The 21,477-nt window shown below is 62.6% G+C and carries 20 protein-coding genes and 1 pseudogene; 12 read left to right on the top strand and 9 right to left on the bottom strand.

The features are described from left to right. The first annotated feature begins 88 nt into the window (after positions 1 to 88). Entirely contained in the window at positions 89 to 1,384 is a 1,296-nt protein-coding gene (locus ACV1FX_RS39715) for a dicarboxylate/amino acid:cation symporter (RefSeq protein ID WP_473122932.1), read from the top strand. Positions 1,385 to 1,396: 12 nt separating this feature from the next. Further along, positions 1,397 to 2,314: an amino acid ABC transporter substrate-binding protein gene (locus tag ACV1FX_RS39710; RefSeq protein ID WP_473122931.1), complete on the top strand. Its 918-nt coding sequence runs from the start codon at positions 1,397 to 1,399 to the stop codon at positions 2,312 to 2,314. 217 nt (positions 2,315 to 2,531) lie between these two features. Here the strand turns inward: ACV1FX_RS39710 and ACV1FX_RS39705 are convergent, their stop codons facing one another. Beyond that, a complete protein-coding gene (locus ACV1FX_RS39705; RefSeq protein ID WP_473122930.1) occupies positions 2,532 to 3,458 on the bottom strand; it encodes an ATP-grasp domain-containing protein in 927 nt (308 codons plus the stop codon). Between the two features lie 368 nt (positions 3,459 to 3,826). Between ACV1FX_RS39705 and ACV1FX_RS39700 the strand changes: the two genes are divergently transcribed. The 4 genes and pseudogenes from ACV1FX_RS39700 to ACV1FX_RS39685 all read left to right on the top strand — a co-directional run bounded on the left by ACV1FX_RS39700 (position 3,827) and on the right by ACV1FX_RS39685 (position 7,266). Continuing rightward, entirely contained in the window at positions 3,827 to 4,600 is a 774-nt protein-coding gene (locus ACV1FX_RS39700) for a ferredoxin--NADP reductase (protein WP_473122929.1), read from the top strand. A 348-nt stretch (positions 4,601 to 4,948) separates the two neighbouring features. Then, a complete protein-coding gene (locus tag ACV1FX_RS39695) occupies positions 4,949 to 6,574 on the top strand; it encodes an FMN-binding glutamate synthase family protein (RefSeq protein WP_473122938.1) in 1,626 nt (541 codons plus the stop codon). 107 nt (positions 6,575 to 6,681) lie between these two features. Next, positions 6,682 to 6,887, top strand: a pseudogene (locus ACV1FX_RS39690) (PilZ domain-containing protein). Between the two features lie 109 nt (positions 6,888 to 6,996). Continuing rightward, complete coding sequence (locus ACV1FX_RS39685; protein WP_473122928.1) at positions 6,997 to 7,266, top strand: hypothetical protein; 270 nt, start codon at positions 6,997 to 6,999, stop codon at positions 7,264 to 7,266. Between the two features lie 260 nt (positions 7,267 to 7,526). Here the strand turns inward: ACV1FX_RS39685 and ACV1FX_RS39680 are convergent, their stop codons facing one another. The 7 genes from ACV1FX_RS39680 to ACV1FX_RS39650 all read right to left on the bottom strand — a co-directional run bounded on the left by ACV1FX_RS39680 (position 7,527) and on the right by ACV1FX_RS39650 (position 15,578). Then, positions 7,527 to 8,825: a hemolysin family protein gene (locus ACV1FX_RS39680; RefSeq protein ID WP_473122927.1), complete on the bottom strand. Its 1,299-nt coding sequence runs from the start codon at positions 8,823 to 8,825 to the stop codon at positions 7,527 to 7,529. Between the two features lie 266 nt (positions 8,826 to 9,091). Then, complete coding sequence (locus ACV1FX_RS39675; protein ID WP_473122926.1) at positions 9,092 to 9,631, bottom strand: TadE/TadG family type IV pilus assembly protein; 540 nt, start codon at positions 9,629 to 9,631, stop codon at positions 9,092 to 9,094. Between the two features lie 17 nt (positions 9,632 to 9,648). Further along, positions 9,649 to 10,209: a TadE/TadG family type IV pilus assembly protein gene (locus tag ACV1FX_RS39670; RefSeq protein ID WP_473122925.1), complete on the bottom strand. Its 561-nt coding sequence runs from the start codon at positions 10,207 to 10,209 to the stop codon at positions 9,649 to 9,651. 11 nt (positions 10,210 to 10,220) lie between these two features. Further along, positions 10,221 to 11,741 carry a TadE/TadG family type IV pilus assembly protein gene (locus ACV1FX_RS39665; protein ID WP_473122924.1) on the bottom strand — a complete coding sequence of 507 codons (1,521 nt, stop codon included), beginning with the start codon at positions 11,739 to 11,741 and terminating at the stop codon, positions 10,221 to 10,223. 262 nt (positions 11,742 to 12,003) lie between these two features. After that, the gene (locus ACV1FX_RS39660) at positions 12,004 to 13,968 is read right to left on the bottom strand and encodes a carbohydrate porin (protein ID WP_473122923.1); all 1,965 of its coding nucleotides are present in this window, start codon (positions 13,966 to 13,968) and stop codon (positions 12,004 to 12,006) included. 397 nt (positions 13,969 to 14,365) lie between these two features. After that, positions 14,366 to 14,629 (bottom strand): hypothetical protein, encoded by a 264-nt coding sequence (locus ACV1FX_RS39655; RefSeq protein ID WP_473122922.1) that lies wholly within the window; start codon positions 14,627 to 14,629, stop codon positions 14,366 to 14,368. Between the two features lie 124 nt (positions 14,630 to 14,753). Beyond that, the gene (locus ACV1FX_RS39650) at positions 14,754 to 15,578 is read right to left on the bottom strand and encodes a creatininase family protein (protein WP_473122921.1); all 825 of its coding nucleotides are present in this window, start codon (positions 15,576 to 15,578) and stop codon (positions 14,754 to 14,756) included. A 120-nt stretch (positions 15,579 to 15,698) separates the two neighbouring features. Between ACV1FX_RS39650 and ACV1FX_RS39645 the strand changes: the two genes are divergently transcribed. From ACV1FX_RS39645 to ACV1FX_RS39625, 5 genes are all read left to right on the top strand, one after another. Further along, positions 15,699 to 16,721 (top strand): ABC transporter substrate-binding protein, encoded by a 1,023-nt coding sequence (locus ACV1FX_RS39645; RefSeq protein WP_473122920.1) that lies wholly within the window; start codon positions 15,699 to 15,701, stop codon positions 16,719 to 16,721. Between the two features lie 104 nt (positions 16,722 to 16,825). After that, entirely contained in the window at positions 16,826 to 17,641 is an 816-nt protein-coding gene (locus ACV1FX_RS39640; RefSeq protein ID WP_473122919.1) for an ABC transporter ATP-binding protein, read from the top strand. Beyond that, positions 17,638 to 18,459, top strand: coding sequence for an ABC transporter permease (locus ACV1FX_RS39635; protein WP_473122918.1), 822 nt, complete (start codon positions 17,638 to 17,640; stop codon positions 18,457 to 18,459). Before ACV1FX_RS39640 ends, ACV1FX_RS39635 begins: the two co-directional genes overlap by 4 nt. After that, positions 18,459 to 19,451 (top strand): 2-hydroxyacid dehydrogenase, encoded by a 993-nt coding sequence (locus ACV1FX_RS39630; protein WP_473122917.1) that lies wholly within the window; start codon positions 18,459 to 18,461, stop codon positions 19,449 to 19,451. Before ACV1FX_RS39635 ends, ACV1FX_RS39630 begins: the two co-directional genes overlap by 1 nt. Then, the gene (locus tag ACV1FX_RS39625; RefSeq protein ID WP_473122916.1) at positions 19,448 to 20,143 is read left to right on the top strand and encodes an AprI/Inh family metalloprotease inhibitor; all 696 of its coding nucleotides are present in this window, start codon (positions 19,448 to 19,450) and stop codon (positions 20,141 to 20,143) included. Before ACV1FX_RS39630 ends, ACV1FX_RS39625 begins: the two co-directional genes overlap by 4 nt. Before the next feature lie 17 nt (positions 20,144 to 20,160). Here ACV1FX_RS39625 and ACV1FX_RS39620 read toward each other — a convergent pair whose 3' ends face one another. Further along, positions 20,161 to 20,898 (bottom strand): hypothetical protein, encoded by a 738-nt coding sequence (locus ACV1FX_RS39620; RefSeq protein WP_473122915.1) that lies wholly within the window; start codon positions 20,896 to 20,898, stop codon positions 20,161 to 20,163. A gap of 194 nt (positions 20,899 to 21,092) precedes the next feature. On the opposite strand from ACV1FX_RS39620, the gene ACV1FX_RS39615 reads away from it, so the two are divergent. Then, complete coding sequence (locus ACV1FX_RS39615; RefSeq protein ID WP_473122914.1) at positions 21,093 to 21,410, top strand: hypothetical protein; 318 nt, start codon at positions 21,093 to 21,095, stop codon at positions 21,408 to 21,410. Positions 21,411 to 21,477: the final 67 nt, after the last annotated feature.

Here is a 21,477-nt window from a genome sequence, read left to right as displayed (position 1 = left end):
TCCGGCCAACGCGAACCCTCGCCAAGCGTGTTGCGTCGCTGTCAAAATCTGCGACACTGTGAAGCGCCGGAGCACGTGGGGGTAAGCGATGTCGAACAGGTTCACGCAATACATTCTGGCCGCGATGGTGCTGGGCATCATCGTGGGGTCGGCAATCTACAATTTCATGCCCGATACCCGTGCCGAGTGGGCGGCGTCGATCAACCTGATCGCCATGATGTTCCTGCGCCTGATCAAGATGATCATCGCGCCGCTGGTGTTCGCAACCCTGGTCGGTGGCATCGCGCATATGGGCTCGGGCGCCCGGCTCGGTCGCATCTTCGCCAAGACCATGGGCTGGTTCGTCAGCGCCTCCTTCGTGTCGCTGCTGCTCGGCCTCGTGATGGTCAACCTGCTACAGCCCGGCGCGAATTTCCCCGGAACGCTGCCGGAGAAGGGGCAGTCCACGGGCTTGCCTGTCTCGGCTTTCTCGATCGAGAAATTCCTGACCCATCTGATCCCGACCTCGATCGCGGACGCGATGGCGCAGAACGAGATCCTGCAGATCGTGATCTTCGCCGTGTTCTTCTCGGTCGCGATGGGCGCCATGCCTGAACGCTCGAAGCCGATCCTCAGCCTGATCGACGACATATCCCACATCATGCTGAAGGTGACGAGCTATGTGATGCTGTTCGCGCCGCTCGCAGTCTGGGCCGCGATCACCGCCACCGTCGCCAAGAACGGCCTCCTGGTGCTGTGGAAGCTCGTCGTGTTCATGGGCGGCTTCTACCTGTCGCTGCTGATCCTGTGGGGCATGCTGGTCGTCGTCGGCTTCATCGCGATCGGACCGCGCTACAGCCATCTGTTGCGGCTGATCCGCGAGCCGCTGATGATCGCATTCTCGACCGCGAGCTCGGAGGCCGCCTATCCGAAGACGCTGGAGGGCCTGACCAAGTTCGGCGCCTCCTCACGCATATCGAGCTTCGTGCTGCCGCTCGGCTATTCCTTCAACCTCGACGGCACGATGATGTACTGCACCTTCGCGAGCATCTTCATCGCGCAGACCTATCACATCGAGATGTCGCTCGCGACGCAGCTTGCCATGCTGGCGACGCTGATGATCACCTCCAAGGGTGTCGCCGGCGTGCCGCGCGCCTCCCTGGTCGTGATCGCTTCGACGCTTTCCCAGTTCGGCATCCCGGAGGCGGGCCTGTTGATGATCATGGGCATCGACACCTTCCTCGACATGGGGCGCAGCGCCACCAACGTGATCGGCAACTCGCTTGCCACCGCCGTGGTCGCGAAGTGGGAAGGCGAGCTCGGACCCGAGCATGCGCTCGGACCGGGCGAGGCTCCCACGCCGGACATGGTGCCCGGCGAAGTGCCTGCGATGGCCGGCCACTGACGGGAGTGCGTCATGCGCCTGACATCGGCGATATCGACGGGCCTGTTGCTGGCGTGCGCGCTGGCAACCGGCGCTTCGGGGCAGACTGCTGGCAGTGAAGGGCTGAGCCCGACGCTGTCCGCGATCAAGGATAGTCACGTCGTCCGGCTCGGCTATCGCGAGAGTTCGCCGCCATTCTCCTTCCTCGACCAGGCGGGCCGGCCGATCGGCTACAGCCTCGAGCTCTGCGAGGCGATCGTGGAGGAGATCGGCGTCGAGGTCGACGATCCCAATCTGAAGATCGACTACGTCAAGGTCACGTCGGACGACCGCATCGACGCGGTGCTTCAGAACAAGATCGACCTGGAATGCGGCTCGACCACCGCCAATGCCGAGCGAGGCAAGCGCGTCGCATTCTCGCCGCTGATGTTCGTCGCCGGCACCAAGCTGATGGTGCCGAAGGCGTCCACCGTGTCTGCCGTCACCGACCTCAAGGGTAAGACGGTGGTGGTGACCAAGGGCACCACGAACGAGCAGGCGATGCATGCGGTCGACAAGAAGTTCTCGCTCGGCCTCAACATCATCACTTCGCCCGATCACGAGCAGTCGTTCCAGGTGCTGGCCGATGGCAAGGCCGATGCGTTCGCGACCGACGATATCCTGCTCTATGGCCTGATCGTCCGTCACAAGGCGCAGGACAAGTTCCGTGTCACCGGCGACTATCTGTCCTACGATCCCTACGGCATCATGTTCCGCAAGGGCGAGCCGCAACTCTCGGCCGTGGTCGAGCGCACGTTCCGCAAGCTCGGCTCCAACCACGATCTCGTCCCGCTCTACAACAAATGGTTCGTCGCGCGGCTGCCGACCGGCGAACGGCTCAACGTTCCGATCTCGTTGCAGCTCGAGGAAGCCTTCAAAGCCATGGACGATTCGCCGGGCGCGAATAATTAGCGCGGCAAACTCGCTGTTCTCCCTTCTCCCCTTGCGGGAGAAGGTGGCGCGAAGCGCCGGATGAGGGGTTGCCTCAGCAAGTACTGCCGAGAGAATGACTCGCGGAGAGCGACCCCCCACCCGGCTTCGATGCTCTGCATCGAAGCCACCCTTTCCCGCAGGGGGAGAGGGTGCAGCGAAATTCGCGGCTACTGAATTCAATCAGCGCGTTACATCTTCAGCGTTCGCCGCCGAACACCCGATCCAGCGCCGCATCATACGTCGCCTGCGCCAGCTCCGGATGCAGTTTCCCCAGCGCTTCCATCATCACGCCGGAGTTGATCTCGAGCACCCGCCACGCGCCATCGACACGGACGAGGTCGATGGATGCGAAGGTGATGCCGATGGCGCGGGCGGCGTCGATGGCGAGCTTTGTGCAGGCCGCGCGAACCTCGCCGTCCGCGATGAGGACAGGCTTGGCGCCGGCATCGAGATTGTGGCGCCAGGACAGGGCGCGGCGCTCGCCGTTCGGCACGATGGCGTCGAGCGCGTGCGCGTCGAGATCATCCAGCTTCACCTTGGGCGCCGCGGCCGCCAGTTCGCGCAGCGTCTGCACGCCGTCGCCGATGACCGACGGACGTTCCTTGCCGTAGACCACCAGCGGCGTCTCATCGAGGAGAATGACCCGGACCTCGTCCTCGATCGCGACATAGGGCGCGATCACGAGGCCGAGGCTCATCGCGAAGATGGCGCTCACCGCGCGTTCGAGCTCGGCGCTGCTCGTCACCTTGAGCACTGACCGGCCGGCCGTGCCCTCGTTGGGCTTCACCACGAGCCCTTGCGGGTTCTGCATCAGCAGCCGGAGCATCGCCTCCCACCAATGCGGCCCGGCGACGTGCTCGCCCAGCTTCGGATTGAGGAAAAGGTGATGGGCGATGAAGGGCACGCCCGTCAGCGCCAGCACCTCCGATGTGGCCGATTTGTCGTTGGCAAGGCGATGCGCAATCGCGCCGTTGAGGCCGATATCGTAGCCGAAGGCGAAGCGGCGGGCCGGGCCGGCGCCCATCGCGATCAGCCAGCCGTCTGCACGCACGTCGACGGCGATGCCATGCCGCGCGCAATAGCTCCTTATCGCCTGGACGAATATCCGTTCATTGCTTGGCATCATGCCGGTCCCGCCAAAATGGTCGCTTCATGCCTGTAACGGCGGTCAGCCATGGCCAAAAGCAGAGCTATTCTTAATGAACTTCTCGCGAGCGAAATGGAAATTTAGTGCTGCCCAGGAACCCATTCGGGCAAAGAAATTGCTGCAATGCGGCCTGAAAAGAGAAGATCGTTAATTATCCTGACAAATCAACGGGAAATGCGGGTTTGACCAGCGTCAATTGCTGCGCAAACGAGGTTGATTATTGGTCTCAATGGCGTAAATCACAGTCGCGAAATCATCCGCCATGACAGTGGTGTTCGCCTCACCTTGAAGAGGCCGGGCAACGCTTTTGTTCAAAACCGTATCAATTCGGAATATCGAAACACATGAGCGCGTTTTATCGAGAGAAGGTCCTTTCCGTTCAGCACTGGACCGATACCCTTTTCAGCTTCCGTGCCACGCGCGACACCGGCTTCAGGTTCCAGAACGGCCAGTTCGCGATGATCGGCCTCGAAGTGGACGGTCGTCCGTTGCTGCGCGCCTACAGCATGGCGAGCGCCAATCACGAGGAAGAGCTCGAGTTCTTCTCGATCAAGGTTCAGGACGGCCCGCTCACCTCGCGCCTCCAGAAGATCAAGGAAGGCGACACTATCCTGGTTGGCCGCAAGGCGACCGGCACGCTGATCACCGACAACCTCCTCCCCGGCAAGCGGCTGATGCTGCTCTCGACCGGAACCGGCCTCGCGCCCTTCGCCAGCCTGATCAAGGACCCCGACGTCTATGATCAGTTCGACAGCATCGTGCTGGTGCACGGCTGCCGCCAGGTCTCCGAGCTCGCCTATGGCGAGAAGCTCGTCGCTTCCTTGCGCGAAGACGAGCTGTTCGGCCCGCTGCTCTCGGAGAAGCTGATTTACTACCCGACCGTAACGCGCGAGCCGTTCCGCAATCGCGGCCGCATCACCGACCTCATCAATTCCGAGCAGATCTTCAACGACATCGGCCAGGGCCCGCTCGACATCGAAACCGACCGCATCATGATGTGCGGCAGCCCGGCGATGCTGGAAGAGCTGAAGGTGATGTTCGAAGGCCGCGATTTCATCGAGGGCTCCGGTAACAAGCCCGGCCATTTCGTGATCGAAAAGGCGTTCGTCGAGCGCTGAGTTCTACCGGGAGAGTGGCGCGTCGGCCGCGCCCCGGGACGACACTGAGCTTGTGGCGCCATCTACGGCGCCACAATCAGTCCCGAATATGCGCCCTGCTCCGGGCACTCCTATCGCTTCATCCCAATTATTGCCTCATCCCAATCCCGCCTATTGCACTGCAGCAGCCCGCCCATCCCGGCGGATTGATTTGCGCTGGGCGAATTCGGTAGCCTGAAACGCGGGCTGCGTCATATCCGTATGAAGGCGTAGGCGTATAGTATCCCGTCAGTCCGGCGAGAGGATGTTATCGTGTCCAACGTCAACAAAGCGCACAACCAGCCCAGGGGACCTCTCGAACAGGGAGTCATGGAGACCCTGCTGCTCCCGTTCTCGCCGCGCTTCATCGTGCTCACGATCTGCGCGGTCGTCACTGCGCTCCTGATCGGCTTCGGCATCGCCGACCGCAAGATTTTCGACATCCTGATCATTCCCATCGTGATCTTTGGTGGCCTCACGCTGCTCGGCGTCCGCGATCTCCTGCAGAAGGGTCACGCGGTCCTGCGCAACTACCCGATCGCGGCGCATATGCGCTTCCTGCTCGAAGAGATACGCCCGGAGATGCGGCAGTATTTCTTCGAGAGCGAGAAGGACGGCATGCCGTTCTCGCGCGACACCCGCGCAGTGGTCTACCAGCGCGCCAAGATGCAGCTCGACAAGCGTCCCTTCGGCACACAGGAGGATGTCTATCGCGAGGGCTATGAATGGATGCATCACTCGGTCTCGCCGAAGACGCGGTCCGATGAGAAATTCCGTATCACCATCGGCGGGCCGGACTGCGCCAAGCCGTATTCCGCTTCGGTATTCAACATCTCGGCCATGAGTTTTGGTGCGCTCAGCCCCAACGCCGTGCGCGCGCTGAATGCCGGTGCCAAGCGAGGCGGCTTCGCGCATGACACCGGTGAAGGCGGCGTCAGCCCCTATCACCGCGAGATGGGCGGCGACATCATCTGGGAGATCGGCTCGGGCTATTTCGGCTGCCGCCATCTCGACGGCTCTTTCGATCCGGAGGCGTTCGCGCGCGTCGCGACCGAAGACCAGATCAAGATGGTCGAGCTCAAGATCAGCCAGGGCGCCAAGCCCGGCCATGGTGGCGTGCTGCCGGCGGCCAAGGTCTCAGAGGAGATTTCAAAGATCCGCGGCGTCAACATGGGCGAGGACTGCATCTCGCCAGCCTCGCACCGCGCCTTCTCCACCCCGATCGGGATGATGCAGTTCGTCGCCGAGATGCGCAGACTCTCCGGTGGCAAGCCTGCCGGCTTCAAGCTGTGCATTGGCCATACCTGGGAGTTCCTCGCGATCTGCAAGGCGATGCTGGAAACCGGCATCTACCCGGACTTCATCGTCGTCGACGGCAATGAAGGCGGCACCGGCGCCGCGCCGCTGGAGTTCATGGATCATCTGGGCATGCCGATGCGCGAAGGCGTCAACTTCGTGCACAATGCGCTGGTCGGCATCAACGCGCGCAACCGCATCAAGATCGGTGCGTCCGGCAAGGTCGCGACCGCCTTCGACATGGCACGCGCCATGGCGATCGGCGCCGACTGGTGCAACTCGGCGCGCGGCTTCATGTTCTCGCTCGGCTGCATCCAGTCCCTGAGCTGCCACACCGACCGCTGTCCGACCGGCGTCGCCACGCAGGACCCGACGCGCGCGCGGGCACTCTACGTGCCGCTCAAGATCGACCGCGTCCATAACTATCACCATGCGACGCTGCACTCGCTTTCCGAGCTGATCGCCGCGGCCGGCCTTGAGCACCCGCAGGAGCTGCGCCCGATCCACTTCACCCAGCGCACCTCGACTACCGAGGTGAAGTCGTTCGCGCAGCTCTATCCGGCGCTGCGGCCGGGGGAGCTGCTCGAAGGCACCGAAGACCCGCGCTTTCGCGATGCCTGGCGCATGGCGCGAGCAGATTCGTTCCAGCCGGCGATGTAAGCGGTGGGAGGTCCTTCGTTGACCGAAGGACCGCATACGGTGCCGCAGAGGAGGCAGCCAAGCCACTTAAGGAACCTTGCGAGCGGCGCAACCAGTCCAGACACCGCGTGTTGAAGGCCGGAACCATTGAGTTCGGGGGCGGCGCGATCGATTGCACCGTCCGCAACTTCTCGGACACGGGCGCAGCGCTCGCCGCCACCAGCCCGGTCGGCATCCCCGAGCATTTCACGCTGGCGCTCCAGGCCGATGGAACGCGCCTTCCTGCCGCATCGTCCGGCGCAACGAAAAGCGCATCGGCGTGAAGTTCGGCTGAGTCCCGCCTCGCGCGTTGCAACTCCCGCGCACAATCTGCATTGCCATCGAACGCGCCGAAGCACCGGTCGGCGCCCTCGAGCCGAGAGGCGATCATGAGGACGGCGAGCATGGCCGCTTTGCTCTGGCTTGCGCTATCGTCCATGGCCATGGCGCAAGGCGGAGGATACCCCGCAAGTCCGTCGCATGCCGTGGTCGGCGCGAAGCCGGACGGCACCCCAAGCTACGGCCATGAGCCGCGGACGGAGCAGGGGACGTCGTCGGATAGCGTGGGCCGTGGCGGCGATAGCAACGGTCAGCAGGGTCGACGGCCGGAGGCGAGCAACAGCGGCGACGGCAAGGAGAGAAGTAACGACAGTTCTCAAAAGCGCGAGAAGTGAATCTCGAGAGAGGCACGCTGGTGCTGCAGGCACAACCGTCGTCCCGGACAAGCGAGCGTAGCGAGCGCTGATCCGGGATCCATAACCACAGGGAGCGGTTGTGGCGCGAGATGCGCGTTACAGAGTCTTCGTCAAACTCAATCCTGTGATTATGGGTCCCGGGCTCGCGCCTCGCGCGCCCCGGGACGACAAATGGAGATTGAGGCGGCCATCTGCCTTACCGCTCTGAAGGTTGGCGCGAACAAACGCTGAAGCGCAAATCACGCCGCCGCCCGCTCACTCCTTCGGCTCGCAAGGATCTTGTCGATCCGTCGGCCGTCGAGATCGACGACCTCGATATGCCAGCCGCCGAGGTCGAAGGCGTCGCCGACACCGGGCAGCACGTTGAAATGTTGCAGCACGAGGCCGGCCACCGTGTTGTAGCGGTGATGTGGCGGCAGCTCGAAGCCGAGCAGCTCACCGAATTCATCGACCGGCATCCAGCCCGAGACCAGCAGCGAGCCGTCGGCGCGCGTGACATAAGCCGGCTCCGGCGGGCCTTCCTCGGAATGGAAGGCGCCGACGATGGATTCCAGAATATCGGCCGCGGTGACCACGCCTTCGAAGGCGCCGTATTCGTCGTAGACGAGGCCAATATGCACTGGCGCCGCCTTCAGGATCGCAAGCACATCGCGTGCATCCGCGGAAGCCGGTATCACCGGCGCGTCGCGCACCAGCGCGCGCAGATCGGGAGTGCGCTCGTTCATGTACGCGACCAGCAAATCCTTGGCCTGGAGCACGCCGATCGGCTTGTCGCGGTCGCCGTCGGACACCGGAAAGCGCGAATGCGGGCTGTTTGACATGATCTCGCGGATCGTCTCCGGCGCATCGTTGAGATCGATCTCGTCGACCTCCGTGCGTGGCGTCATGACGGCGCCGACCGGACGGTCGCCGAGCCGCATCACGCCGGCGATCATCTCTCTCTCGCCAGGCTCCAGCACGCCGGCGCTCTCGGCCTCGCTGACGAGGTGGTGAATCTCGTCCTCCGAAATCTTCTCCTCCGCCCTGCCGCTGCGGCCCAGCAGCGTCAGGAGCAGCTTGCCGGAGAGGTCGAGCAGCATTACCAGCGGAAGCGAAATCCTCGCGAGCCAGTCCATTGCCGGCGCGACCTTGACCGCGATGCTTTCGGGATCGCGCAGCGCCACCTGCTTGGGCACCAGCTCGCCGACGATCAGCGTTGCGTAGGTGATGAGCGTCACGACGATGCCGACGCCGACGATGTCGGCGATCCCCGCAGACAGGCCGAGCTCGACCAGCCATTGCGACAGCCGCTGCCCGAGCGTTGCGCCCGAGAACGCGCCTGACAGCACGCCGACCAGGGTGATGCCAATCTGCACCGTCGAGAGAAACTTGCCGGGGTCGGACGCCAGCGCCAGCGCGCGCTCGGCGCCGCGCACCCCCTTGGCCGCCAGCATCGAGAGCCGGGCCGGGCGCGATGAGACGACCGCCAGCTCCGACATGGACAACAGGCCGTTAATGACGATCAGCACGACGACGATGAGGATTTCGAGCGAGAGCATGTTTTGGCAATGGGTTGAAACGCGGTCAGGCGAACGCCGGACCGTACCCCCAATATAGGCAATCACTGCGTGGTTCGCCCGGTTCCGATCAAATTGCCGCACCGTCCGGGTCGGGCGGCGATGCTGACACGCGTGTTGGTGTCGGCCGCCCCGGCCGGCGATCTCCTAAAGCAAGATCTGGAAAAACGTGAAGGGGGTTTCCGAAAAGATCGCGCTCAAACAACAACCTAAAGCGTGATGACGATCCAGCCCAATGTCATCGCGCTTTAGCTGCACGGATACTGCACGGTGGAGGAAACGCGCGGATACAGGTAATAGCTCTCGCTGATCGGGATAGTCCCGCTGATCGTATAGCCAAGGTTGGGCGTGTATTGGTACGTGACCTGGCCGAGTATCAACGATACGTTGGCGGGCGAGGGAGTGCCGAGGGATGCTGGCAAGGTTACCGAGCCGCTCAGCGGAGTCCCGTTGAGCGCCTTGCTCCAGGTCACGGTCGCATTGCCCTGGGCGTCCGTGGATACTTCCGACACGATGACCGTCATATTCGTCGAGGAATAGGGAGGCGAGGAATAAGGAGCGATCGTCGACGCCGACGCGCCAAGCATGGTGCTCAGCGATGAGTCGGTGACGCATGCGTTTCGTGACACCAGGTCCGCGACCGTGTGAGCGGTTTCGCTGACCTTGACGCTGATCGCCAGCCCGTTCCCGAGTTCGACGCCGCCCACATAGAGCAGCAGCATGAACGGCACTACGATGGCGAATTCCACCGCGGCGACGGCGCGAGTGTCGGCCCACAACTTCCGCATGCGATGAAGCCTCCGGTTCATGAGTTGACGTAGGCCTCGTTCATGAAAGCCGTGGTCGCCATGATCAGGCGGCTGCCATTTGCTTGGTTCGCCAGATTGAAGCCGAGTGGACCCAGGTAAACCGGCCACAGATACATCACCCGCACGACGACAATGTCGCCCTGATTGCCGGGGCTGTACTGCCAGGTGTTCGTCACGTTTCCTTGGGCGTCGTAGGTCAGGCTTGGCAGGCCCGTGTTCGCCGAACTCCAGGCAGTGGCGACCTGGACGTCTATCATCAGGCCTTTGCAGTCGAATAGGATCACGACGTTCTTGCAGACCGCCGCGGCAAACTGGGCCTGGGTCATGCTCTGGGCTTGCGCCTGCCCCGTCAGGATCGTCCGGCTTGATTGGTTCACCACCTGTTCCAGGAGCTGCTGAGCGAAGAAAACAATGAAGGTCTGGATGATCGCGATCAGCAAAGCGATGAACGCCGGGGCGATCAGCGCGAATTCGACCGCGGTTGCGCCCTTCCGGTCGGCAAGGAACGCGCGCCAGCGGCGGCGTTTGGTTATGGGCGCGGCGAGCGTGGCGGTCATGACTGCTTTCTCTACTGGGTCAGGCGGGGGTTGGACGCGACCTTGAGGAACAGAGCCTGAAGTGCGGACGTGATGTCGTCGTTGGTCGAAACTTTCTGGTACAATCCCGACGAGGCGCAGGATTGCAGATTTGTCTCGACCTGGTTGGTCGAGCCGTTGAAGGGGTGGATCCAGGTATCGTACCACTGGTTGGATTTATAGAGCGCCGAGTCGTCATACTCGGTGTAAAGCACCGCGATACGGATCTTCTTGTTCTTGATGGTGGTGCAGATCCCGGGGTCGAGCGGCTGCTGGCAGCGCTTGCCACTGAGAGTCTTGTTGCAGGTCTTCGTGTACGAGTCGGTCGTAGTCATCACGTCCTCAACGCCATCGGTCACGAGGAAGATCACTTCCTGCGGCGTATCGGTACCGACGTTGGTGCCGCTCCCGGGGGTCGGCATGATGTTATTGAGAGCGTTCAATGCGCCCGCGATGCTGGTGTCGGCGTCGCTATTGTTGTTGGTCTTTGTCAGCGAGTTGTTTTGGTAGACTTGCAGGACGGCAATGCTGTTGGCTGCACTCTGTATGCTCGCTACCGTGTAGCTGGTCGTCGAGGGGGGCGTCAGGGGAGTCTGCACCACTCCAGGTTTTCCGGAAGGCGCGAAGATCGGCGAGTTCAATTGATAATCGAACGTATAGATCGCAACCCCATAAGTATTTCGATTGATGGTCGATACCTGGTAGGCGGTGTTCATCAGGGATTTGACCGCCGTGGTTACACGATCGATGCGTAACGTGAGGCCAAGATTGCGAGCGAGCTGGTAGTTATCAATCCCGCCTGGATTGCCCAGATTATCCGCAGCAGGGTTGGTTTCGTGGCATGCGAACCCGCACCCCTTGGTCCCGTTTGAGTCGACTTGCTTTTGCGTGTTGGCGATGAGCGTGTTGATGTCGGTCGACGTAGCGCCGATCGCCATGGAAGGCGAGTCGTCCAGCAAGAGATAGAAATTGATGTTGGGTGCGCCCTGGTTGCGTGCCGTTGACACGCCTGCGAACGGCCAGCTCGCCTGCTTGAGCAGGCTCGGAAAAGCGTTGGTCGCGGTCGCGTTGTAGCAAACCTGGACGTTGCGAACGACCTGGTTGTTCGAGTTGACAGGGTCATCATAGACCGTGTCCGAGCCGGGGCAGGAGCCGTAGGTACAGTAGCCTGTCGTGGAGTTGGGGCTGGCGCAATTGACTGCGACCGTGACAGTTGGCTGTGCCGCCAGGTTGTTGTTGCTCACTAGGCTGTTCGCGGTGATGTTGAAAACGTTTTTCGCCGCGGTCTGGGCCGCCGTCGGGCTCTGCTGCATCATCGCCGAAGTGACGGTGGCAACGGCGGCAGCATCCGTGGCGGCGTCGAGGTCGACCTTCATGTGCTGCGTATGCGTGTAGTCCAGCGCCATGCCGAGCAGAAAGACGGTCGGAACCATTACGAGCGCAAAGATCACGGCGACATTGGCCTTGCGATCTCTGGCAAACCGATACAACCAAGCGCGGAGCATGATCTTCATCCTAATCGCCGTGGGTCCCGGCAGAGGCAATTTCTCTGGCCTATCAGGGATCGAGGACCGCGACCGGGCGACCTCTGCCGACCTCTCGGCAGAGCGGAACTTTGAAGATGGCCTGTTAAGTAAAGCTTACGCGGATCGCGCGAACATGGGGCGCCGGAAAATCCGCCGTTGCCGGATCGAGCGGCATCATTAACGAAGGCTAAACGCAGCCGGGAAAACAGCCGGGTCAATTGAAGCGCGTTGCCCCGGCGTTGGCGCGCGTTCAGAACTCGCCGTGCAGCCGTCCTGAAAACACCGACACCGGCCCGCGGTCGGCGTTGTAGGCGGGGTTGACGATGAGCTGGTAGTCGGCGGTGAAGGTCAGCGACTTGTTCAGCGCAAGCGCATAATACGTCTCGAGCACGCGCTCGGTGCGGTAGTTGAGTTGGCCGTCGCCGATAAGCGGGCCAAGCCCGCCGGCAGCGATGAAGTCGCGATGATCCTGCGACAGGCCATTGACGGCGCCGCCGATGGCGACGACGTCGTCGGGCCGGCCCCATTTGGTGCCCTTGACCGACACGCCACCGGACAGGCTGCGATCGATGTCGGTGAACGCCATGATCTCGTTGTGGCCGTCGTTCCAGCTCCAGCGGCCGAACACGCCGATATCGTCAGTGATCGCCTGCTCGAGATTGAGCGCGTAGCCGTATTTGATGCGGCCGCGGCGGGTTTGCGTGATGTCGAGATTGAGCGCGGGATTGTCCAGCGTCTCGCGGTAGCTGCCGGCATAGGCGCTGTTGACGAAGCCGAGTGTACGCAGCTTGCCGGGCTGGCCGAACAGCGAGTAGCGCGTCTCGAGCTCCATGACATATTCGCCGCGTCGCGGGATGTTCATGTCGAAATTGTTCGAGTTCGACTCGGCGTCCATCAGGAAATAGCCGCCGCGCAGGGCCCATTGCTTCTGGTTCAATTCGGCGGTCGCGCCATAACCGAGGCCGAGCTTGTCGGCAGCATAGTCGAAGGCGCCCGAAGCCCACATCGACCAGTTCATGAAGTCCTTGCGCGGGTCGTGCGCGTAGGAATTGCCGTCGAATACGTCGACGACGGAGAACTTGCCGACCTGGACGGTAAGACGTGAGACGTCCGCCTTGCCGGCGAGCTGAAGCTGGCCGCTCGCAAGCTCCTCCTGCTCGCCGCCGAAGCCGAAAGTCTGGCGCAGGAACAGGCGCGAGGTGTTGTACTGCGGATAGGCGAAGCCGGACTTCTGCGCTTCGCCATTGGGAAAGCCCCCGGCGCCCGTCGTGTTGTTGAAGCCGAAACCCTGCAACAGCTCGGGATTGTAATAGACCTCGCCGCCGTCCCAGAGACGTGCGTTGAGATAGAGCGAGTTGCTCCATGTCTCCTGGTATTGTGGCGCCGGCGTCAGGCTGTTCGGCCCGCTATAGGGTGCGTGAAAGGCCGGGTAGCCTTGCGCCAGGAAAGTCGACTGCCCGTGAATCTCCCAGCGATCGGATTCGGTGTCGGTGATTTCCGACTTCGGATTGTTGGTGGGCATGCCCGGCCAATCGATCTTGCGATTGAGGCCGATACGGATGGTGTGGAGATCCATCGTCGAGGCGTAGTTCACCCCGGACGGGAAGCTGACATTGGCGTCGTCGAACTTGCGATAGAGATATTCGAGCCGCGCGGTCCAGTGCGGCGCGAAGGCATATTCGACGCCGGCGCCGGCAGCCCAGCCGAGCCGTGTGTGCAGCCGTTTATCCTCGACGTCATTGGCCGGCGTCGAAAGAAAACGCTCGCCCGCAAAAGCAAGTCCGCCGGTCGCGTAGAATAACCAGTCGCCGGCCGCGTAACCCACGCGGCCGCGCAGGCTCGCGACGTAGTCCCAGCTCTCCACCGCGCTGGACTGCGCAGTGGCTGCCGACGACACGATATGGTTGGATATCATGTAGTTCGGAAACGAGATGTCGCCTTCGACTCCGAGGAGCAGGCCCGAATTGAGCCGCCAATTGTACCCGGCCTGCACGCCGCCGGTCATGCCGTTGAAGACGTTATGGTCGGTGGCGACGGTCGGGTCGGTCAGCGTCGCGCTCGAAGTGCCATAGGTGTAGCCGACATGCGCGCCGATATAGAGCCCCGTCCAGTCATAGACAGCCTTGAGCGCCGGCGCCTTCAGCGGCAGATCGGCTGCCTGGCCTGCTGCGGGAAGCCCCAGCATGCCCGAGGCGATCGCAGCGGCCGTGCGCAATAAACGGTATCGGTGACCTCTCAACGTCAAAACGCACGCCCCCAAACGCAGATGGAATCACCCGCCGCGATATCCCTGCAGATTCGCGGCGATCCTGTCATCAGGTCCCGAATCTTGTCTGACCGCACGAAATGATCGCCGTGCGTCGCGATTTCTTCCCAAGTCCCTGTACCCGTTGCGAAGCTTATTGCGAATAATTCTCAATAGCAACAAGTGCAAGATGCTGCACAGGATGGTTCGCATCCTTGTGTGACGGGACTGCAACAATCTCCCGCGCCAAAAAGATGACCCCGCCCGGGGGGACAGCCGGACGGGGTCGGGGGAACGACACGGGGTGGATGAGGCGCCCGTGTCGGACGCAGGATCCACTCAGGGATTGGGCCTCACATACGTAAGATCAGTAGCAAGTGCGGACGCGGCCGACGTAGTGGCCGAAGGCGTCATACTGGGCGACCCAGCCGCAGCGGTGATAGCCGTAGTAATAGGGGTCGTTGCTGGCGGCGATCGCAGTGCCGACGATGGCAGCGGTTGCGATGCCGGCGCCGACGCCCCAACCCCAACCGAGCGGCTTGGCCTGGGCGGCCGAGGTGGTGGACGCAACGCTGGCGGTGATGGTCAGGGCCGCGAGAGCAGCAGCGGCAATCTTGGTCTTGATCGACATTTCAAACTCCATCCGGGGTGAGGCGGCCCGTTGTGGTCCGCGTGCCCAATTGGACGGAGGCTCGTGCGTTCGGGTTCGAAGGGTGAAAAGCGGGGCCGGAAGGTCAATCGATAGTCCAGGATTTTCAAGGAGATATGAGTTGAGCGAGGGGGCCTGGCGCGAGCCTCTTCACGTCGAAGTTATCGACCTCGGCAAGCAACTCGCAGAAGGCCTTCGCACCTTGGTAGACGAGCTGTTCGCCCTTCTCGGCAGAGGCCAGTGTCGCGTTGCCGACGGCGCCGCTCAGGTGCAGGTCCTGCGCCTGCCAGGCGAACGGCGCCGGCCGCTGCGTCGACAGCCACCGATATTGCTGCTCCATCGCGATGCTGCTCGAAGCAAAATCCGCGATCGCATCCTTGCGCACCTCGGTCGGATAACGCGCCAGCATGATCGAGGTCTCGACCGCGCCGCCATGGATGCCGTGGCGCACTTCGTCGGCGGGAAACAATTGCTCCGCGCCAGAGAGCCGCGACCACGATGTCGTCACCACGAACAGCTTCTGATGTGCGCGCAGATCCTGCGCCACCAGCATCATCGCCGCGCTGTTGCCGCCATGGCTGGTGACGATGACGAGCTTTTTCAGACCCGCGCGCGCGACATCTTCGCCGATTCCCGTCCACCTCTTCAGCGCCACCTCGGTCGGCAGCGTCTGCGTGCCGGGATAGTCGATATGCTCGGTGGATATTCCGATCCGCTCGACCCCCAGAAACGTCACAGGAAGGTTTTCCGGCGCGAGCTCGCGCACCCGCGCAAGATACGCCTCGGCGATCAGCACATCAGTCTCGAGCGGCAGATGCGGCCCATGCTGCTCGGTCGCAGCCAGCGGCAAGACGGCGATCCAGCGCGCCGGTTCCGTGGGCGCCACGTCGCTCCAGCGGATGTCGGTCCAGTCGCGGGAAGGTCTCGTCATGGTTTCTTTGCGCGAATTTGTAACGTAGTTTGCGGGCCTGAAGGGGACGTGGCCCGACCGGCCGCGTCCCCGAAATTCTTGTGTTTTATCATGGTCCAGAACGGTCGACGGAGTCCAATCATGCGCCCCATCCATCTGCGGCGAACGTTAACGGCAGGCTTGATGGCCGCATGCATGTCGATCCTGCCGGCGCGCGCCGAGACCCTCGACAAGGTTTCCTTCGGCACCAACTGGGTCGCCGAGGCCGAGCATGGCGGCTTCTTCCAGGCGGTCGCCGACGGCACCTACAAGCGCTACGGGCTCGACGTCACGATCGTGCCGGGCGGGCCCAACGAGAACAACCGGATGCTCCTGATCGCGGGCAAGATCGACTTCTTCATGGCCGCCAACACGCTGATGTCGTTCGACGCCGTCACCAACAACGTGCCCGTCGTGACGATCGCCGCGATCTTCCAGAAGGATCCGCAGGTGATGCTGACCCAGCCGGATGCCAAGGTCGGCAAGATCGAGGATCTGAAGCCGCTGACGCTGTTCGTCTCCAAGGAGGGCATGACCAGCTATTTCCAATGGCTGAAGTCCGAATACGGCTTCAGCGAGAAGAACGTCCGGCCATACAACTTCAATCCGCAGCCTTTCATCGCCAATCCCAAGAGCGCGATGCAGGGCTATGTGACCTCCGAGCCCTTTGCGGTGGAGAAGGCTGCGGGCTTCAAGCCCAACGTGCTGCTGCTCGCCGATTCCGGCTTCAACACCTATTCCACCCTGATCGAGACCCGCCGCGAGATCGTCGAGAAGAAGCCGGACCTCGTGCAGCGCTTCGTCGATGCCTCGATCGTCGGCTGGTACAATTACATCTATGGCGACAATTCCGCCGGCAACGCCATGATCAAGAAGCTCAACCCGGAAATGACCGATGAGCTGCTCGCTTATTCCGTCGCCAAGATGAAGGAGTACGGCATCGTCGATTCCGGCGAGTCGTTGAAGAACGGTATCGGCGCGATGAGCGACGAGCGCTATACCTCGTTCTTCGACAAGATGGTCAAGGCCGGCGTGGTGCGCTCCGATATCGACTATCGCAAGTCCTACACGCTGCGCTTCGTCAACAAGGGCGTCGGCGTCGAGCTGCGCCCGGGCAAGCCGTAACCGATGCGGCGACATGACCAAGGTGCGCCCGCGTCGTTCACCTCTCCTCGTTGGGGAGAGGTGGAAGTCGCGGCGCAGCCAGACCAGACAACAGCCACCTGCTAATGACAGACCGCACCGCTTCGTCCGGGGGCAATGTCGAGCTGACGGCGCTGGCCGTCAGTCTGCGGGGCGTGACCAAGACCTATGACAACGGTGTCATGGCGCTCGGGCCGTTCGACCTCGCCGTGCGCAAGGGCGAGTTCATCTCGCTGCTCGGGCCGTCCGGCTGCGGCAAATCGACGGTGCTGCGGCTGATCGCGGGCCTGAGCGTGCCGAGCGCGGGAACGGTGCGGGTCTCGCGTCATGAGGGCGTGGTGCGGCCGGGGCACGCCATCGGTTTCGTGTTTCAGGAGCCGACGCTGATGCCCTGGACCAGCGTGCGCGAGAACGTGCGGCTGCCGCTGAAGCTCGCAGGCGTCCCCAGGGCGGAGGCGAACGCGCGCGTGGATGAAGCTCTTGTCAGCGTGGGGCTGGCCGATTTTGCGGGAGCCTTTCCGCGCGAGCTCTCCGGCGGCATGAAGATGCGGGTCTCGCTGGCGCGCGCGCTCGTCACCGATCCCGATATCCTCTTGATGGACGAGCCGTTCGCGGCGCTCGACGAGATCACGCGCTTTCGCCTCAACAACGATCTGCTCGCGCTGTGGCGGCGCCTGCGCAAGACCGTCGTCTTCGTCACCCATTCGGTGTTCGAATCCGTCTATCTCTCCCAGCGTGTCGTGGTGATGACGGCGCGGCCCGGCCGCATCCAGGCCGACATCCGTATCGAGACCGTCGAGCCGCGCGGAGAAGAGTTTCGCACCTCCGCAGGCTATGCCGATTATTGCCGCAAGGTGTCGAGCGCGCTCGCGCCGTCCTATTCCGGGCAGTCGGTGCTATGAGCGCAGAGCCTGTCGTTCCTGCAAAACCCGAGAGCGGTGCCTTGCGCGCCGCGCGCCTCGCGCTTCCCGTCGTCGTCTTCGCGGCGGGTCTTATCGCCTGGGAGCTCGTGGTCCGCATCAAGCAGGTCCCGCCTTATGTGTTGCCGGCGCCCTCCGCCGTGTTCCTCACGCTCATCAAGGACTGGGCCGTGCTGTCGCAATCGCTGGCCACCACGCTGCTCACGACGCTGGAGGGTTTCATTGCGGCCAGTCTCGGCGGCATCGCGCTGGCGTTGCTGTTCAACCAGTCGAAATGGGTGGAATATTCGCTGTTCCCCTATGCGGTCATCCTCCAGGTGACGCCGGTGATCGCGATCGCGCCTCTGCTGCTGATCTATCTCGACCAGCAAACCGCCGTCGTGGTCTGCGCCTTCATCGTCGCGTTCTTCCCGGTTCTCTCCAACACCACGCTCGGGCTGAATTCGGTCGACCGCAACCTCGCCGGCCTGTTCCAGCTCTATGGCGCCTCGAAGCCGCAAACCCTGTGTTTTCTCAAATTGCCGTCGGCCTTGCCCTATATCCTCGGCGGCCTGCGCATCGCCGGCGGCCTGTCGCTGATCGGCGCCGTCGTCGCCGAGATCGCAGCGGGGACGGCCGGGGCCGGGTCGGGCCTGGCCTACCGGATCGCCGAATCCGGCTATCGTCTCAACATACCTCGCATGTTCGCGGCGCTGCTTTTGCTGTCGCTTGCCGGGATTGTCATCTATGGGGTGCTGGCGCTAATTTCCCACCTCGTTTTACGGCGCTGGCATGAAAGCGCCCTTGGAAAGGAAAACTGATGACGGCCGCTTCGATTTCGTCCGAGAAGATCGATCTTCTGATCTATGGGCCGGTGCGGCCGATTCTCGAAAACGGCTTCTCCGACCATTTCGTCGTGCACAAGGCGGAGACACGGGCCGACCTCGAGCGCCTGACGCCTGCCGTTCGCGAAAAAATCCGCGGCATCGCCGTGACCTATCACACGGTGCGGGCGGACAAGGAGTCGCTGTCGCATTTCCCGAAGCTGGAGATCGTGGCGAATTTCGGCGTCGGCTATGATCACGTCGACACGGCTTACGCGCGCGAGCACAATATCGTGGTCACCAATACGCCGGACGTTCTGACGGAAGAGGTTGCCGACGTTGCGATGGGCCTTCTGCTTGCCACCTTGCGCGAATTCATCCCGGCCGACCGCTATGTACGCTCCGGCCTCTGGACGACCCAGAACTATCCGTTGAGCGTCGGCTCGCTGCGCGACCGCAAGGTCGGCATCGTCGGCATGGGCCGGATCGGACAAGCGATCGCGCGCCGGATCGAGGCCTCGCTGGTGCCGGTCGTTTATCACTCGCGCAATCCGTCCAAGGATGTTTCCTACAAGCACTATCCCGATCTGATCGAGATGGCGAAGGCGGTGGACACGCTCATCGTCATCGTGCCCGGCGGCGCCGGCACCAACAAGATGATCAACGCGGAGGTCTTGAAGGCGCTCGGCCCGCGCGGCGTGCTGGTCAATGTGGCGCGCGGCTCCGTGGTGGACGAGGCGGCGCTGGTCCAGGCGTTGAAAACAGGGACCATCCTCGCCGCCGGTCTCGACGTGTTCGCTGCCGAGCCGAACGTTCCGGAAGAGCTCAAGACAATGCAGAATGTCATTCTGCTGCCACATATCGGATCGGCATCCGTGGTAACGCGGAACGCGATGGACCAGCTCGTGGTCGACAATCTCAAGACCTGGTTTGCCGGCAAGCCGCCGATCACACCGGTCCCGGAAACCCCGGTGAAGAGTCGCGGATGACACATCTTCGGGTCGATGCATGGGCAATCGTCGCGGCGCTCCTCGCCGTGACCGGTGTTGCGCAGGCGCAGGATGCGACGACCCTGAAGAAGGACATGGTCGGGCAGTGGGAGCTGTCCACCACCGAGCGCAGCAAGACCTGCGTGGTGACACTGAAGGGCGACGCGGCCGGCCAGGCCTCCAAGCTCGAGCTGGAGCCGGCTTGCAAGACCGCGCTGCCCTTTACCAAGGACATCACCGCCTGGAGCGTCAAGGGCCTCGACATCGTGCGGCTGCAGGATGCGACCGGCGAATCCGTGATCGACTTCACCGAGGTCGAGGCCGGTATCTTCGAAGGCCTGCGGCAGGGCGAGGGCGTCTACATCCTGCAAAATCTCGCCGCTGCCCGATCGATGGCCAAGTCGATGGATCAGATGATCGGCGACTGGTCCGTGGTGCGCGGCAATGGCCAGCCGGTCTGCACGCTCGTGCTGACCAACACCGAAGCCGGCCCTGACAATTTCCAGGTCTTCCTCAAGTCGAAATGCGACGCCGAGATCGCGCAGTTCAACCCGACGCAGTGGCGGCTCGAGCGCGGTCAGATCATCCTGATGTCGAAGGCCGGCGAAACCTGGCAGTTCGAGGCCGACGACAACGCGCAATGGCGCCGCGTGCCCGACACCGCCGATCCCCTGATCCTGCTGCGGCAATAATCCGGCGTTGAACGCCTCTATGCGGCCGCCTTGGGCGGCCGGCGCAACGCCTTCGCCATGAGCTCCTTGCGGTACTCGCTCCGGTGCATCGTCCGCACCTCGACATTTCGGAAGTGGCGTTCCTTCGCGCGCGAGCCATGGATCTCGTGCACGGATTTCCCGTCGCTCACGATCTGGTAGCCGTTCTTCAGTGTCTGGAATGGGCGCTTGACCTTCTTGAGATGGTCGAACTGCACTGATCCCGGCTTGTGGAAGGATTCGAAAAAGGCCGGGTGCACGAAATCGCTGACCTCGATTCCGTCGATCGCATAGACCTCTTCCTCGACCGCATCGCACATCTCGTAGGCGTAGAACCTGCCGTCGTCGCTCTGGGCCCAAAGCTGCGCGCCGGGATCGATCAACATCTCCAGGAGCTCGTGCGACGCCGTCACGCTCACCTTCTCGCCCGCGGCGATCGTGGTCTTGACGAACACCTTCGAGACCGGCTGACCGTTCTTGGTGAGGTCGTGATAGCCCAGAGCATCCGCTTCATCGGCGTCGTCGAGGAAGACGACCTGCCATTCGCCCGGCTTGGCCTTCTTGGCGACATAGAGCTTGGCCGGATATCCCCAGATCGGAACGAAGTCGCGCTGGAGCTGCTTGGTCAGGGCCGCGACCAGCTTGGTCAGATCGACGCCCAGCGCGGTCTTGGCCAGATTGACGAAAGCGATCGTCGGAAATTGTCCCTGATTGAATGCAGCGGCTCTGATGACCATGTGGTCCTCCAAAATGTCTTGGAAAAATGCACGCATGCGAAAAAGGTAGTAGAAGTAAAACATAACACTATAGGTAGCGCCGTTCTTTCCTGTCAAGTGACGGCTGCCGATCCCGCCGGCCGTTTGGACTTTCGGGAACCAGCCGGGCGCGATCGCCGTTGCCAGGACGGATACGATTGCGGTGGGATTTTGCGATGGCCAAACGTGTGCTCGCGATCGGCATCGAGCCCGGCAGCGCAGATTACAGCGCCTTTCCGCAGCTCACGCCCGAGCTGGTGCGCAACTATATCGACGCGCAGCTCCTCCGCCTCACCGATCTCGGCTATGACGTCACGAGCTGTCTGATCGATCTTGACGAGACTGCGGAGGCGGCGGTCACGTCAGCCCTGCGCGAGTCGAGCTTCGACTGCGTGGTGATCGGCGCCGGGCTGCGCGAGCCGAAGGAGCGGCTGCTAAAGCGGGATGGGGTTAGGTTGAATCGATTTGGGATTCCCAAATCAGTGGGTTTCTGATTCACCATGCAGGCTGGATTGGAGGCCAGCATGGATGGGCAAGCCTTATTCTCTGGATCTTCGCAAG

The sequence above is a fragment of the Bradyrhizobium ingae genome, from assembly GCF_055791185.1.
This window is presented reverse-complemented; position numbering and strand designations above follow the sequence as displayed.